This window comes from Yersinia entomophaga (assembly GCF_001656035.1).
GTDB classification, from domain to species: Bacteria; Pseudomonadota; Gammaproteobacteria; order Enterobacterales; family Enterobacteriaceae; genus Yersinia; species Yersinia entomophaga.
In genome coordinates this window covers 2,272,329-2,289,152 of the sequence record NZ_CP010029.1, presented here as the reverse complement: position 1 = coordinate 2,289,152, position 16,824 = coordinate 2,272,329, and the positions used below count along the sequence as shown (strand labels likewise).

The window sequence follows — 16,824 nt, the reverse complement described above, 5'->3', positions numbered from 1 at the left end:
GGGTTTTTTTATGCCTAAAATTCGAGTAATCCCTATTGGGGGCTGCGATTATGCGGTCTAAACTGCGAGTCGTCAGACAAATCACCATGAAATCACTGCACCATCCCCACAAAACAAGCAAAATCTGGTAAACTATCACACACTTTTGTGCCTGTTCGCCGAGCTGCTGACGTCCGTTTATCTCCCTGGCTGAATGATTATCTCGACCAAGGCTTATTAACGGCGTATTGGTCGAGACAGTGAACTGGCGGTAAAACTACTCAGGATAGCAACCGTTGTGTTGGCTATTCGCACTGTTTTCTAGATAAACTTGGAGGTTTTCATGGCTGTCGCTGCCAACAAACGTTCGGTAATGACGCTGTTCTCTGGCCCGACCGACATTTTTAGCCATCAAGTACGTATCGTACTGGCGGAGAAAGGTGTCAGCGTTGAGATTGAGCAGGTTGAGATGGATAACCTGCCGCAGGACCTGATTGACCTCAACCCGTACCAAACGGTACCTACGCTGGTCGATCGCGAGCTGACTCTGTATGAATCCCGTATCATCATGGAATACCTTGATGAGCGCTTCCCGCATCCTCCATTAATGCCTGTGTATCCGGTTGCCCGTGGTGAAAGCCGTTTGATGATGCTGCGTATCGAGAAAAACTGGTATTCACTGATGTACAAAATCGAGCAAAAAACCGGTCAGGAAGCAGAATCAGCCCGTCGCCAGCTGCGCGAAGAGCTGTTGGCCATTGCTCCAATCTTTGGTCAGACGCCTTATTTCATGAGCGAAGAATTTAGCTTGGTTGACTGTTACCTGGCACCGCTGCTGTGGCGTTTACCTGAACTGGGTATTGAGCTGAGCGGCGCTGGTTCAAAAGAATTGAAAGGCTACATGACTCGCGTGTTCGAACGTGATGCATTCCTGGCCTCGCTGACTGAACCTGAGCGCGAAATGCGTTTGCGCATTCAAGGTTAATGGTTATGGAGATGTCAGATATGTCTCCGCGCCGTCCTTACCTGCTGCGCGCATTTTATGATTGGCTGATTGATAACGAGCTTACACCGCATCTAGTGGTAGATGTGACGCTGCCCGACGTAGAGGTTCCAATGGAATTTGCCCGTGATGGTCAAATTGTATTGAATGTCGCGCCGCGGGCGGTGGGTAATCTGGAACTGGGTAATGAAGATGTCCGTTTCAATGCCCGTTTTGGCGGTGTACCTCGTCAGGTTGTTGTACCTATGGGCGCAGTTCTGGCTATTTATGCCAGAGAAAACGGCGCGGGTACGATGTTTGAACCTGAAGCGGCTTATGATGCCGACGCAGAAGGTTATTTTGCCGAGATGGATGACCAGAACGAAGAAAACGCGCCGAGCGAAAGCCTGGTGCTGGTCACCGATGAGACTCAGGCAAAGCTGGACAGCAGCAAACCGGATGATGAGCCTCCGCAGCCTCCACGGGGTGGACGGCCTGCATTACGGGTTGTGAAATAATAATCCGAGTGTTCTGCGTATTATTATAGGGCGGCTTAGGCCGCCCTTGTTGTTTCTGGCTCAAAAGCCGATCGTTAAGACAGCTTCTGCAATTCGGCGATGCAACTATCCCGCGTGGTCATCATATCGCTATTTCTGATAGTCGATAGAGTTCTGGAAGCCCGTTGTTTGAAGTTGATTTTGGCGGTGCTATCTGTTGCATCAGTCGGAGCAGTACAGACGTCGGACAAAGTTAACGAATGGCTATCGCCTACGGCCTTCAAGACCGCCGCTGGATTATAAATCAGGGCTGAAGACAGTGCTGATTTAACGCCTTGCGCAAATTTCTGATTCCCACCTTCTACTAGCTTCGGCGCCATCGCAATCCAGTTATCATCACCCAGCTTGATATTATTTTCTACCGCCGACAGTTGCCCGGATTTAGCCAGTTCTGCTACTACCGCTTTGGCTCCTCGTGCTTCAATGTTGTAGCCTACTTCCTGATAATTCAGTGACATAGCCAGAGAACTGAAACTGGTGACCAGTAAACCACCGGCGAGTAATAGCAAAGGGGTTTTCATCATCGATATCCTTGATCAAAATAACGGGTTGTAACTATAACAAATTAAAATAATTTATTTGTTCAATAGCTAACCTGTGCCAATATCTGCGCTTACACGAAGATAAGTCAGTCATTATAGCTATTTATGTATAGATCGCGATGAATATAGTTGACTTGATTGTTACAATTTTTTTATTTTTCTACCCTATTCATTTGATAATATTATTAATTTTTATTTCCCATCCGAATCATGCTGGTAATTATTTTTAAATACATAACAAAAACCCATGTTTAATTTCATGATACAAATTTTATTTATATGTATTACATTGTGTTTCATTGCTTATATTTATATAGTAAATATTTTAGTGCAGAATATTCTTAATTAAAGCTTGCTGCGGTTAATTAATTGAAATTGTCATTAAGTAGTGAGTTAATGATGTGGCTACGTTGAAATGATATTATTTATTTAAATATTAAAACGCAAAGCATCCATTGTTAACTTTGATGATCTAGTATGGATATTTATATGATTAATATCTATCAATGTCATTAATTGGAATGCAAGGAGTGATAATGCGCATTTAAAAGGAACTTATAATATGACTGGATATTCTCCCATGCGCGAAAATAATAGATTTATTACTCACTCTATTCATTACTTTTTATTTTATTTCGTGTTATTAGGTTTGAATCAGAAAAGTTGGGCAAATACCCCGTCTTTATCAGGAGTCGTTACAGGTAGCGCGGCTATTTTACAAGATAATGAACAACTATTGTCCCAAGAAACAACGAGGGTGCAGCAGAAACCAGTCATTGACCAACGCGAAAAATCCAATTCGAAAAGCGACACGGGGCAAATGCTGCGAGTGGCAACGCTAGGTGTGAAATCTTTACCGGAGCGCTATCGGGAACAAGTAAATACGCTATTAGCCGCGCGACAGAATCAGAATATGAGCTTATCCCAGCTACAGGCTATTCCATTGGAAATAGAAAGGATAATGCGCAAAAGTGGCGACCTTCTTAGTTTTGCTTATTTGCCAGAACAAGATATTACTGAAGGTCATGTTTATATTCAGGTGGTGCAAGGGCAGTTAGAGAAAATTCATCTACACAACAATCAATCTAACGTGCGCGATAGTTTGATAAATAAATTCCTACAGGCAGGGAATAAGCAACCTGAAGATATTAGTCAAATGGAAAGCGCGCTGCTGCGCTTAGGGGATCAGCCAGGAATCGGGCCATTAACTTCAATATTATCACCGGGTGAACAGGTAGGGAGCTCGCAGCTGAGCGTGAGCGTGGCATCAGAGCCAGTGATTAGCGGACGTTTGATGATGGATAATCATGGGGGGCGTTATTCCGGCCGCATCCGGACTTTTGCTCGAATGACCATTAATAACCCAACAGGATCGGCGGATCGCTTACAGGGAATGGTGCTCTATGTTCCTCAGTTCCTGCAAAATAAAGATTCCAATGATGCCAAAACTATCCTGGGCAATATTGCCTATGATTTACCCTTAGGTTATCAAGGCGCACGGGGCGGTATTTCTTATAGTCGGGTTGAGTCGCAGCCGGGGGGAAGATTTACCGGTTTTATCGACAGTAATGCTGATGTGCTCTCGATTTATAGCTCTTGGCCGGTTATCCGTACTGCGGGCAATAATTTATCTCTGGGTGTACAGGGGGATTATAAGTGGATGAGGGATAAAATATTGACCTTCATTTCTCACCGTGAGCAAGACTCTATAAGTTTGAGTCTCAATGGGGACTTTCGTCACCGATGGTTTGGACAACCTAATATTTTTAACTATCGTGCAGGATTAACTCGTGGAAAGTTAAGGGATGCGCAGCAAGATAATCCTAACCGTGGGGAATTTTGGAAGTGGGAAGCCCAGGGTATGGGATTACAGCGACTCAACGATTATTTTGGCGCTAGTCTGCGTGCCTCCGGGCAATTTAGTCATCAGAATATGGACGGCGTGGAAAAAATGGCGCTAGGTGGTCCATCGATTGTCCGGGCTTATGATGTGAATACGATTAGCGTAGACCGAGGTTTTTCCCTATCCCCAGCATTACGCCTGGATCTAACTACGTTATATCCTGGAATCAGTACTCATGCTTTCTATGATTACGCCCAAGGCTCTTTACTGGCAAATAAAGGAATCGGTCAATCTAATCATGTTTTATTACAAGGTTATGGAGCAGGGCTGACTTATCAGCACGATCGAGGAAACATTGATATTACTTATGCCAGACGGGCTGGCGCAGTAGATAATTTACTTGGCGCTACCGATCGTGGCCGATGGTGGTTAACCGGTTCGATTAATTTCTAATAATAATTTCATAATAACCATGTTTTCACTTAAATCATATTTTTATGAATAAATTGGTTGTGTTATTTATTTTTAATTATCATCTGAGTTGACATTTATTTTTATATAAACATCTTACGCGATTATTTCGCGGGGCTATCTCTAATCAGGGATAGATATTGCTGCATATAAAGGAGTTATCATGAAAAGTAATAGAATAGCCAAACCTCTAGCCGTTTGTATTAGCTTTATATTAAGTGGCCAAGTTTATGCATTAGGCGTTGGGGAAGTCACTGCGGGTAATGCAATTATTGGTGAAAAAAGCCCTGAGAATACTACTATTATTACGCAGAATAGTGACAGAGCGGTAATTGATTGGACTAACTTCGGTATAGCACCAGGTGAAACCGTTAAGTTTGAACAACCTAATACTAATTCCGCTGTTTTAAATCGGGTTCACGAACAATTTGAAACTTACATTCAAGGTAATTTATTGTCTAACGGACAGGTTTTCGTCGTTAATCCGCGCGGCGTTACCATTACCGACGGTGCCAAAATTGATGTAGGTAGCTTGGTTCTGTCTAGCTTGAATTCCACTAATGATAATTTTATGGCTACACCTGGTGGAAATATCGCATTTTCTGGGGACGCTCGTGGTGGCTTGGTTGTTAACCTGGGAAAAATCACAGCGAAAGATAATGTTGTGATGATGGGAGCTGCTGTTGGTAATGAAGGCGTTATTGATTCAGGAAATGAAGTGTTATTGGCTGCTGGCGATGACATGACACTATCAGTTGGAGATAGTGGCATGTCGGTAAAAGTTGATACAACATCTTGGAATAATCAAGATAAAAGGCACGCATTCTCAAATATTAGATTAATACCGGAAGCGCCATATGCGCGGTATTCCGTGGTAAATAGAAATGTGATTAATGCTGGTGTCGTAGAAAGTAATAATGGTCGAATTAAATTGATTGGCGAGAGTGTTGAGCATTTGGCGGGAAGTTTGAATAGCCCTAATGGGACTATTGATCTTAATTCGGGTATTTCAACTAATATTAAAAGCATGATCAATGCAAAAGATGTTGTATTAAATAGCGAGGGTAGCGTAGTACAAAGCAGTAACGCAGGGGCAGAAATTATAGCGAAAACTATCACTGTAGGTAATGAAATGACGAAAGGAGGTGATTATTATTTAGAGAACCATTTCAATAAAACCGATACCTTAAAAGGTGTTGTAAATTCTGCATCTAGCGGTTTTGTAGCAAACGCTGACAGCGGCATCAACTCGGTTAAATATCGTAGTGGTTCCAGAAATCCACTGCTTGTTAAAGATATTAGAGCTGAGCAAGATATTACCATGAAGACTTTTGGTAAGTTAAATGCCACTGCTCTTGAGGCCAACGGAACAATAAATTTAGCACCAGTCGATAATTTAGTCACAGAAGGTTCTATTTCTGGAGGCAATGTTTATCTGGCTAGTATGTCTGGCGATATCTCTACCAACGGCCTAAGTGCTAGACAGAAGGTCATTATGAGTGCTGGAAAAAGTATTACCAAAACCAGGAGTGATGCCTCGGTGAATGCTACAAATATTAAGATGACAGCAAAAGAAAACATAACATTAGGTGAGCTCAATTTTGCAGAACATGCGATTGTTAAGGCAAAAGAAATGACATTTGAGCGTATTCAAGGTTCAGATAATCGTGAAATAGAGTTATTAGCAGAAGATAGAGTGAATATCGGTGAGCGTATGATTGGTGGTAAGGCCTATTTCTCAGGTATTTTCAATGGTTCACTTAGTTTATTACCGATTCCGGGTAAAAGGACCGAAATTCTACATATCTCTGAGAAAGTCAGCCCTTCAGACGATCAGGGTAAAATCATTTTTCCCAAGGATTAGTTACCTGATTCGGTGAGCTGATTGAAGACTTCAATTTGATATATGGTTACCCACAAATGATGGCTCGCCATTTATATGAGAGTGAAATAACAAAGGGCTGAATATCAGCCCTTTTAGTGTATTTCTGCCTACCTACTGGCAAATTCAGACTTCCAGATACCCCATAATCCCTTCGGCTGCTTTACGGCCTTCGGCAATAGCGGTGACCACCAAGTCTGAGCCTCGGACAATATCGCCGCCGGCAAAGATTTTTGGGTTGCTGGTCTGGAAGGCGTTATCGGCGCTTTCTGGCGCGACTACACGCCCCTGTTTATCCAGATTGACAGCGTGAGCGGCTAACCATTCCATATTATGTGGACGGAAACCGAAGGCAGTCACCACCGCATCGGCATCCAAAATGTGCTCAGAACCGGCAATATGTTCAGCCTGACGGCGGCCTTGCGCATCCGGTGCACCCAATTGGGTGCGAACCATTTTCACGCCGCAAACTTTACCCGCATCGTTTACTTCAATACTGAGCGGTTGCAGATTGAATTTGAATTCGACGCCTTCCTCACGAGCATTTTTTACTTCTCGTTTGGAACCCGGCATGTTCACTTCATCACGGCGATAGGCGCAGGTAACGTGCGTTGCGCCCTGACGGATTGAGGTGCGCACGCAGTCCATTGCGGTATCTCCTCCGCCCAGAACCACCACGCGTTTACCTTCCATATTCACGTAAGGTTCGTCCGAGGTTGCCGCGTAACCCATGAGTTGCTTGGTATTGGCAATCAGGAACGGCAGCGCATCGTAGACGCCGGCTGCCCCTTCGTTTTCTAATCCGCCGCGCATCGACTGATAAGTTCCCACGCCGAGGAATACCGCATCGTAATCGTTAAGCAGAGTTTCCATCGCCACGTCTTTGCCGATTTCGGTATTCAGTCGAAACTCAATGCCCATTTCGGAGAAGATCTTGCGCCGTTTGATCATCACTTCTTTTTCCAGCTTGAAGGCTGGAATACCAAAGGTCAGCAGACCGCCGATTTCAGGATGACGATCGAAAACTACCGCTTGTACGCCGTTGCGGGTCAACACATCAGCACAGGCTAGCCCGGCAGGACCTGCGCCGATGATAGCCACGCGCTTACCGGTTGGATGGACGTGTGACATATCCGGCTTCCAGCCCATTTCTATGGCTTTATCGCTGATATAACGTTCGATATTACCGATGGTCACCGCACCGAACTCGTCGTTTAGCGTACAGGAACCTTCGCATAGACGATCTTGCGGACAAACCCGCCCGCAGACTTCCGGGAGACTATTGGTCTGATGTGCCAAATCCGCGGCTTCCATAATGCGTCCTTCGTTGGCCAGTTTCAGCCAATTTGGGATGTAGTTATGTACCGGACATTTCCATTCACAGTAAGGATTACCGCAGGATAAGCAGCGGTCTGCCTGTGCTTTTGCCTGGGTTTCCGAGAACGGTTCGTAAATCTCTACAAATTCTATTTTACGGATCTTCAGCGGTTTTTTCGGCGGATCAACGCGCTGTAAGTCGATAAATTGATAAACATTCTGACTCATTTTAACCCCTTACTGCGCTTGAACCCGCAGCTCAGCTGCGGAACGGCTACGGTGGCCCAGCAGTGCTTTCACATCGCTGGATTTTGGTTTCACCAAGGCGAATTTACTAACCCAATCCGGCCAGTTAGCCAGGATTTCCTCGCCACGGCTGGACCCGGTCAACTGAACGTGTTCAGTGATTAGCCCGCGCAGATGTTCCTCATGGATAGCCAGTTCATCGACATCCAATACTTCTACCAACTCAGGGTTAACGCGTTTACGGAACTCGCCGTCTTCGTCCAATACATAGGCGAATCCACCGGTCATACCGGCACCGAAGTTGATACCGGTGCGACCGAGCACGCAGACGATGCCGCCGGTCATATATTCACAGCCGTTATCGCCGATACCTTCAACTACGGTGATAGCGCCGGAGTTGCGCACGGCGAAACGTTCACCAGCGCGACCTGCGGCGAAGAGCTTACCGCCGGTTGCGCCATACAGACAGGTATTACCGACAATGCTGGCTTCATGGCTACGGAAAGCCGAGCCTACCGGAGGACGAACCGCAATGCGACCGCCGGCCATGCCTTTGCCGACGTAGTCGTTGGCATCACCGGTTAGCGTTAATTCAACGCCGCCGGCATTCCATACGCCAAAGCTCTGCCCGGCGGTACCGGAGAAATGCGCTTTGATCGGATCGGTCGCCAGCCCTTGATCTCCATGCTTCGCGGCGATCGCCCCTGACAGTGCGGCACCAACCGAGCGATCGGTGTTGCGAATATCAAAGTAGAAAGTTTTGCTTTGTTTGGCTTCAATATGCGGTTCAGCCTGTTCCAGCAACGCTTTGTTCAGTGAGCCTTTATCGAACGGGGGATTGTTTTCGGTACAGTACAGCGCTTTGCCTGGATGCGGTTTGGCTGTGGCCAGCAAGGATGACAAGTCCAGCTTGTTCTGCTTGGCGGAAATGCCATCCAACTCGATCAACATATCGGTACGACCAATCAAATCAACCAGTTGGCTTACGCCCAGTTCGGCCATGATCTGGCGAGTTTCTCTGGCGATAAACTGGAAGTAATTGACTACGCGCTCCGGCAGGCCGTGGTAGTGATCGCGACGCAGTTTTTCGTCCTGAGTTGCTACACCGGTGGCGCAGTTATTCAGATGACAAATACGTAGGTATTTACAGCCTAAAGCCACCATAGGCCCCGTGCCGAAACCGAAGCTTTCTGCACCCAGAATCGCGGCTTTGACAATATCAACGCCGGTCTTCAGGCCGCCGTCCACCTGTAAACGGATTTTATGACGCAGACCGTTAGCAACCAGTGCCTGTTGCGTTTCCACCAGACCCAGTTCCCACGGGCAACCGGCGTACTTAACTGATGAAAGCGGGCTGGCACCAGTGCCGCCGTCGTAACCGGCGATGGTAATTAAATCGGCATAGGCTTTGGCCACGCCGGTGGCGATAGTGCCGACTCCCGGCTCGGAAACCAGTTTCACCGAAATCATTGCCTTCGGATTGACCTGTTTCAAATCGAAAATCAGCTGTGCTAAATCTTCGATGGAGTAAATATCGTGGTGCGGCGGTGGCGAAATGAGCGTCACACCGGGTACGGAATAGCGCAGTTTAGCGATGTAGGGCGTAACTTTATCACCCGGTAACTGGCCGCCTTCGCCCGGTTTTGCCCCTTGGGCTACTTTGATCTGAATAACATCGGCGTTAACCAGATAGGCCGGAGTGACACCAAAACGACCAGATGCTACCTGTTTGATTCGCGAGACTTTGTTGGTGCCATAGCGCACCGGATCTTCGCCACCTTCACCGGAGTTGGAGAATCCACCCAAACTATTCATAGCGATAGCCAATGATTCGTGGGCTTCCGGACTGAGCGCGCCGATAGACATTGCCGCCGTATCGAAACGGGTAAAGAGAGATTCTGCTGGTTCCACTTGATCTACTGGGATCGGCGTACCTTGCGGCTTGATTGCCAAGAGATCGCGCAGCGTAGCCACTGGACGTTCGTTAACCAGTTTTGAGTAAGCTTCGTAATCGCTGTATTCACCGCTGTGAACGGCTTTCTGCAACGTATTGACCACATCCGGGTTATACGCGTGGTATTCGCCATTATGGACAAATTTGAGTAAACCGCCTTGATCCAACGGCTTACGCTTGAGCCAGGCTCGTTTGGAGAGATTTTGCAGATCTTGCTGGAAATCGCTGAAGTTAGCGCCTCCGATACGGCTAACCACACCCTGGAAACACAGTTCAGACAGCTCTTTGTGCAGGCCTACGGCTTCAAACAACTTGGCGCAGCGATAAGACGCAATCGTCGAGATGCCCATTTTGGACATGATCTTATACAAGCCTTTGTTGATACCGTTGCGATAGTTGAGCATCACATCGCGGTACTTTTTATCTATAGCCTGTGTGTCGACCAATTTAGCCAATGATTCATAAGCTAAATAAGGATAGATAGCGGTAGCACCAAAGCCGAGTAATACGGCGAAGTGATGCGGATCGCGGGCGCTGGCGGTTTCAACAATGATGTTGGCATCGCAGCGCAGGTTTTTTTCTACTAATCGAGTCTGAATCGCACCCACGGCCATTGGTGCGGGCACCGGTAGACGGGTTTGGGAAATCGAGCGGTCGGAGAGCACCAGCATTACGGCACCATCGCGAACTTTACGCTCGGCTTCGTCGCACAGTGATAAAACGCGCTGTTGCAGATCTTGCTGGCTCGGATCAAACGTCAGATCCAGCCGATCGGCGCGATAATACTCGCCTTCCAGCGTAGTGAGCTGCTGGAAATCCGAATACAGCAAAATCGGGGATTTAAAGCTCAAACGGTGCGCCTGACCTTCGGCCTCGCAGAATACGTTCATTTCACGGCCGATACTGGTCGCCAGTGACATCACGTGAGCTTCTCGCAGCGGATCGATAGGCGGGTTGGTAACCTGCGCAAACTGCTGGCGGAAATAGTCATAAATAATGCGCGGGCCGCTGGAAAGCACGGCAAATGGGGTGTCATCGCCCATTGAGCCTGTCGCTTCCTGACCGTTTTCACCCAATACGCGGATGATTTGATCCAGTTCTTCGTTGGTATAACCGAATTGCTTTTGATAGGTTTCGAGCTGAGTATCATCCAGCTCGCGGCTTCCGACCTGATCTTCCGGCAGGTCCTCAAATGGCACCAGGCGCTTAACGTTTTTTTCCATCCATTCTTTGTACGGATGGCGGCTTTTCAGATCGTTATCGGTTTCGGCTGAATGCAGGATCTTGCCGCTGCGAGTGTCGATCACCATCAGTTCGCCGGGGCCAACGCGGCCTTTCTCTACCACTTCATCGGGCTGGTAATCCCAGATCCCTACTTCGGAAGCGCAGGTAATCAGCTTGTCTTTGGTAATCACGTAGCGCGCCGGACGTAGACCGTTACGGTCGAGGTTACAGGCGGCGTAGCGCCCGTCAGACATCACGATACCCGCTGGGCCATCCCACGGCTCCATATGCATGGAGTTAAAGTCGAAGAAGGCACGCAGGTCGGTATCCATATCCGGGTTATTCTGCCAAGCCGGTGGTACCAGCAAACGCATAGCGCGGATCAGATCCATCCCGCCGCTGAGGAACAATTCCAGCATATTATCCAGCGAGCTGGAGTCTGAACCGGTTTCGTTGACGAAAGGCGCTGCGTCCTGCAAATCGGGAATCAGCGGTGTTTTAAATTTATAGGCACGAGCGCGCGCCCACTGACGGTTACCGGCAATAGTATTGATTTCACCGTTGTGCGCCAGATAGCGGAACGGCTGAGCCAGCGGCCAGCGCGGCACGGTATTAGTGGAAAAACGCTGATGGAACAGGCAAATGGCCGATTCGAGGCGTAAATCTGCCAGATCCAGATAAAAACGTGGCAGATCCGCAGGCATACACAGGCCTTTATAGATCGTCACCAGATTGGAGAAGCTACAAACGTAGAAATCTAAATCTGAGATGCGTTTTTCGATACGGCGACGCGCGACAAACAGGCGGCGCTCCATATCGCGCGGGCGCCATCCGGCCGGAGCGTTAACAAAAATCTGTTCGATACGCGGCAGAGAGGAAAGGGCGATTTCACCAAGAACATCAGGGTTGGTCGGCACTTCGCGCCAGCCCACCACGGAAAGGGTTTCGTTTTGTAGCTCTTCTTCAACGATGCGGCGGCTTGCGTTAGCCAGTTCATCGTTTTGGCTAAGGAATATCATGCCAACGGCGTAATTTTTTGCCAAACGCCAGCCGCGCTCTTCGGCGACCATGCGGAAAAAACGATCCGGTTTTTGTAAGAGTAAACCGCAGCCATCGCCAGTTTTACCATCAGCGAGAATAGCACCACGGTGTTGCATACGGGCCAGCGCGTGTATTGCAGTACGCACGACCTTGTGGCTTGGTTCGCCTTCTATGTGGGCGATGAGACCAAAACCGCAATTGTCCTTCTCTTGGGATTTATCGTACAACATATCAGTGAACCTCCCCAGGCTCTGCGTGACTCTCACAACCGACTGCGAGGGACAATTCACGGTGACGGGTGGGCTGACAGGCGCGCCTGGCGCGGCAAATCTGCTTTTCCGCCCTCCGTCAATGACCTCTCGTGATGGTCTCACAAGTGGTATATGACTTGTTTTAAGAGGGAGTCTTAAATAACTGCATAATTATGACTAGACGTTTGCCCGTCTAGAAAGCTTCCAGCGGACTTCCAACTTAGCGAGAAAGAATACCGAGGTCAAATATAGGCCTAAGATATATCCAGATCACAAAAAATGATTTATCTATATGATATTAAAAATAATTTATGCATTTTTGACCCGGTGAAAGAGTCGTTGATGGGCAGTAGAAGTGTGAGCTGTCTCACTATAGTGCAATCGTCAAATCTCTGCACCATGCTAGTGCTGGTGGGGATGTCAGAGTGATATTCTGTGATTTAATGATTTTGTGACATTTAAAACTATTTTTCATCAATTTGTAATAGATGCGGTAAGGTGTTTGCCGAGATTAGAAAAATTAATCGGTAGCTAAATGATTTTATTTGCATTTATAGTGAATGGTTATGCGAAGTTGCACCCGAGGGAGTGGGAGTTGATCTCTGTCATCGCACGGAACACCCTGACCAGTTAGGCTAAGCGACTTTTACGACAGGCATCCTCCAGATTATGCAGTTGCAGCAATTAGTCAATATGTTTGGTGCGGATTTACAGCGCCGCTATGGTGAAAAAATCCATAAACTCACGCTCCACGGCGGTTTTAGCTGCCCGAATAGGGACGGTACTCTGGGGCGTGGTGGTTGCACATTTTGCCAGGTGGCTTCGTTTGCTGACGAACAAATGCAGCTACGAACCATTAGCGAGCAACTGGAAGCGCAGGCGAAGAAAGTTAACCGAGCTAATCGCTATCTGGCTTATTTTCAGGCTTATACCAGCACTTATGCCGAAGTTAATGCGTTGGCAGCCATGTACCAACAGGCTTTAGCCGAAGCGGATATCGTTGGCGTTTGTGTGGGAACCCGGCCAGACTGCGTACCGGATGCGGTATTAGACCTGCTGAGTGGTTATCATCGGCAAGGTTACGAAGTCTGGCTGGAGCTGGGGCTACAAACTGCCAATGATAAAACCCTCAAACGTATTAACCGAGGCCATGATTTCGCCAGCTACCAACAAACGGCTCGCCGTGCCAGCGCGCGCGGTCTGAAAGTGTGTTGCCATTTGATCGTTGGCTTGCCCGGCGAAAATCAAGCGCAATGCCTGCAAACTCTGCAACAAGTTGTGGATACCGGCGTGGATGGACTAAAACTGCATCCGCTTCATATCGTGGAAGGCAGCACTATGGCTAAAGCCTGGCGAGCAGGGCGTTTGCCGGAACTGGCTCTGGAAGACTATGTGGTTACCGCCGGAGAAATGATTCGTCATACACCCGCCGATATTGTCTATCACCGAATTTCCGCCAGTGCTCGTCGCCCAACCCTGTTGGCTCCGCTGTGGTGCGAAAATCGCTGGACCGGTATGGTGGAGTTGAATCGGTATATGTTAGCCCACGGAGGCCAAGCCTCCGCTTTGTAGGTGATCGGCTACAAGGCGTTTGTCACCTGAACTTGGGTTGTGCTCGGCCTCCTCGCGTACTGCTACCTCCTCGCGTGCTACTGGGTGTAAATCCGGGGCACTGCGCGCAGGCGTACTCAGTTTGACTGTCGCTCGAACGCCCTAAGCCTTGGGAGATAGGCTTAGGGCGTCGCCATTTTGGGCTGACGCAGTGATCAAAATCCGCACCTGGTTTGTGCAGGCTCCGCTTCTTGCGTGCTGTGCACACCCCAACTTGGCTACAGCGCATCGCCCATTATTTTTGGCGTGTCTGCGGGCTATCGCCATTCTCAACTTTCGCAATTTCCCGTTGATTTGCAGTCTTTTCCACACTTCTTGGCAACCCGCCTTATCTATTTCTGGTTTTGCGGTATGATTTATCGCATGAAGTTTGACGGGAGTGGTTATGAAGCAAATCAGGGTATTAGCCCAGTATTACGTTGATTTAATGGTGAAGTTAGGGCTGGTGCGCTTCTCGCTGCTGCTGGCTTCGGTGCTGGTAATACTGGCGATGGTGGTGCAAATGGCCGTCACTTTGGTATTACGCGGCTCGGTCGAAAGCATCGATTTTGTTCGCTCCATCTTTTTCGGCCTGTTAATCACGCCGTGGGCGGTTTACTTCCTGTCAGTGGTGGTGGAACAGCTGGAGGAATCCCGTCAGCGACTATCCAGACTGGTAGATAAGCTGGAAATCATGCGTTATCGCGATCGGGAACTGAATCAGCAATTGCAGGAAAATATCTCGCAGCTAAATCTGGAAATTATCGAACGCGAGAAAGCGGAGAAAGCCCATCTACAGGTTGTGGATAAACTGAAAGAGGAAATGGGGCACCGTGAGCAGGCGCAGGTGGAATTAGGGCAACAATCCGCCCTATTACGTTCCTTCCTCGATGCATCCCCCGATTTGGTCTACTACCGTAACGAAGATAATGAATTTTCCGGCTGTAACCGCGCGATGGAGTTGCTGACCGGTAAAAGTGAGAAACAGCTGGTCGGCTTGACGCCACAGGAAGTTTACGCGCCAGATATTGCCGAAAAAGTAATGGAAACCGATGAAAAAGTCTTCCGCCACAACGTTTCTCTGACCTACGAACAGTGGCTGGTGTACCCCGATGGGCGTAAGGCCTGTTTTGAACTGCGTAAAGTACCGTTTTACGATCGCGTGGGTAAACGGCATGGTCTGATGGGCTTTGGCCGCGATATAACCGAGCGTAAGCGCTACCAAGACGCGCTGGAGAACGCCAGCAGGGATAAGACCACTTTCATCTCAACAATCAGCCATGAGCTGCGTACGCCGCTTAATGGCATCGTCGGCCTAAGTCGTATCTTGCTGGATACCGATTTAAACGATGAACAGCTGAAATACCTCAAAACCATTCATGTTAGTGCCATCACTCTGGGCAATATATTCAACGATATTATCGAAATGGATAAGTTGGAACGGCGCAAAGTGCAGTTGGACAACCAACCGATCGACTTTACCGGTTTTATGACCGATCTGGAAAACCTGTCCGGTTTGCTGGTTCAGCCTAAAGGTCTGAAATTCCTGATGGAACCTCAGGGTTCATTACCAGAGAAAATCATCACCGACGGCACTCGCCTACGCCAGATTTTGTGGAATCTGATTGGTAATGCGGTGAAATTCACTCAGGAAGGGCAGATAGTTGTGCGTATCCGACGAGAAAATCCTGACCGACTGATCTTCGAAGTGGAAGATTCCGGCATGGGAATTCCGCAGGATGAACAAGACAAAATCTTCGCTATGTATTATCAGGTGAAAGACAGCAACGGCGGGCGTCCGGCTACCGGAACCGGAATCGGGCTGGCGGTGTCCAAACGGCTGGCGCAGAGCATGGGCGGCGATATCACCGTGAAAAGCACTCAGGGCATCGGTTCCTGCTTTACGCTGTCTATCAAGGCGCCTGCGGTGCAGGATGAGGCGGCTAGCGTGTTGTCTGATGAAGATATGCCGCTGCCAGCACTGCACGTGCTGCTGGTGGAGGATATCGAACTCAACGTGATTGTGGCGCGCTCGGTGTTGGAAAAATTGGGTAACAGCGTTGAGGTGGCGATGAATGGCCAGGATGCGTTGGATATGTTTAATCCGGATGACTTTGATTTAGTGTTATTGGATATTCAGCTCCCGGATATGACAGGGCTGGATATTGCTCGCAAAATTCGCGCGGATTATGGCCATTGCCACTTGCCGCCGCTGGTGGCGCTTACGGCTAACGTTCTAAAAGATAAAAAAGAATATCTTGATGCTGGAATGGATGACGTGCTGAGCAAGCCGCTGTCTGTCCCGGCTTTAACGGCAATGATCAAGCAGCTCTGGGATCATCAGCCTTCCCACTCCACAAAAAAACAGGAACATAAACCGATGCAAACTAATGAATCGTTACTCGATACCGTGATGTTGGAGCAATACATCGATTTGGTGGGACCACAGCTGATTCATCAGAGTTTGGAAATGTTCGAGCAGATGATGCCGGGTTATCTGGCGGTGTTGGATTCCAATATGACCGCTCGTGACCAAAAAGGTATTGCCGAAGAAGCGCATAAAATTAAAGGGGCGGCAGGTTCGGTAGGTTTACGGCATTTGCAGCAACTGGCACAGCAGATTCAAACGCCTTCATTGCCAGCATGGTGGGATAACGTTCAGGATTGGATTGATGAGCTGAAACTGGAATGGCGTAACGATGTTCAGGTACTGCGTGAGTGGACTGCGGAAGCTGAAAAAAAATAACCCCGACCGAGGCCGGGGTGCGCGAATACTGCGCCAACACCAGGGAAAACGTGAACCTGCGTATTGATTTCTGTGTGTGTCCGCAGGTTTTATGGATTCGTTGATACATCATACAAGCAACAACATAGCAAATGTAAGCGCTCTTGTTACAAGATTCATTAAAATATGTGATAGAGATTGTTGTTTGTCACTAGAACAG

Annotated in this window: 9 protein-coding genes; 6 read left to right on the top strand and 3 right to left on the bottom strand. The window is 48.2% G+C overall.

What is annotated here, in order from left to right; translation table 11 throughout:
• Positions 1-322 precede the first annotated feature (322 nt).
• Complete coding sequence (sspA, locus tag PL78_RS10455; protein WP_049597875.1) at positions 323-964, top strand: stringent starvation protein SspA; 642 nt, start codon at positions 323-325, stop codon at positions 962-964.
• 5 nt (positions 965-969) lie between these two features.
• Positions 970-1,479: a ClpXP protease specificity-enhancing factor gene (sspB, locus tag PL78_RS10450; RefSeq protein ID WP_064515336.1), complete on the top strand. Its 510-nt coding sequence runs from the start codon at positions 970-972 to the stop codon at positions 1,477-1,479.
• A gap of 74 nt (positions 1,480-1,553) precedes the next feature.
• Here sspB and PL78_RS10445 read toward each other — a convergent pair whose 3' ends face one another.
• Entirely contained in the window at positions 1,554-2,039 is a 486-nt protein-coding gene (locus tag PL78_RS10445; protein ID WP_064515334.1) for a hypothetical protein, read from the bottom strand.
• 778 nt (positions 2,040-2,817) lie between these two features.
• On the opposite strand from PL78_RS10445, the gene PL78_RS10440 reads away from it, so the two are divergent.
• The gene (locus tag PL78_RS10440; protein WP_158513761.1) at positions 2,818-4,356 is read left to right on the top strand and encodes a ShlB/FhaC/HecB family hemolysin secretion/activation protein; all 1,539 of its coding nucleotides are present in this window, start codon (positions 2,818-2,820) and stop codon (positions 4,354-4,356) included.
• Between the two features lie 181 nt (positions 4,357-4,537).
• Positions 4,538-6,238 (top strand): two-partner secretion domain-containing protein, encoded by a 1,701-nt coding sequence (locus PL78_RS10435; protein ID WP_064515330.1) that lies wholly within the window; start codon positions 4,538-4,540, stop codon positions 6,236-6,238.
• Positions 6,239-6,382: 144 nt separating this feature from the next.
• Here PL78_RS10435 and PL78_RS10430 read toward each other — a convergent pair whose 3' ends face one another.
• Complete coding sequence (locus PL78_RS10430) at positions 6,383-7,801, bottom strand: glutamate synthase small subunit (RefSeq protein WP_064515329.1); 1,419 nt, start codon at positions 7,799-7,801, stop codon at positions 6,383-6,385.
• 9 nt (positions 7,802-7,810) lie between these two features.
• Entirely contained in the window at positions 7,811-12,268 is a 4,458-nt protein-coding gene (gltB, locus tag PL78_RS10425; protein ID WP_064515327.1) for a glutamate synthase large subunit, read from the bottom strand.
• 690 nt (positions 12,269-12,958) lie between these two features.
• Between gltB and mnmL the strand changes: the two genes are divergently transcribed.
• Both mnmL and arcB read left to right on the top strand, forming a co-directional pair.
• Positions 12,959-13,861: a tRNA modification radical SAM protein MnmL/YtqA gene (gene mnmL / locus PL78_RS10420; RefSeq protein WP_064515326.1), complete on the top strand. Its 903-nt coding sequence runs from the start codon at positions 12,959-12,961 to the stop codon at positions 13,859-13,861.
• A gap of 424 nt (positions 13,862-14,285) precedes the next feature.
• Positions 14,286-16,625, top strand: a complete 2,340-nt coding sequence (arcB, locus tag PL78_RS10415) for an aerobic respiration two-component sensor histidine kinase ArcB (protein WP_064515324.1) — start codon at positions 14,286-14,288, stop codon at positions 16,623-16,625.
• The last annotated feature ends 199 nt before the right edge of the window (positions 16,626-16,824 follow it).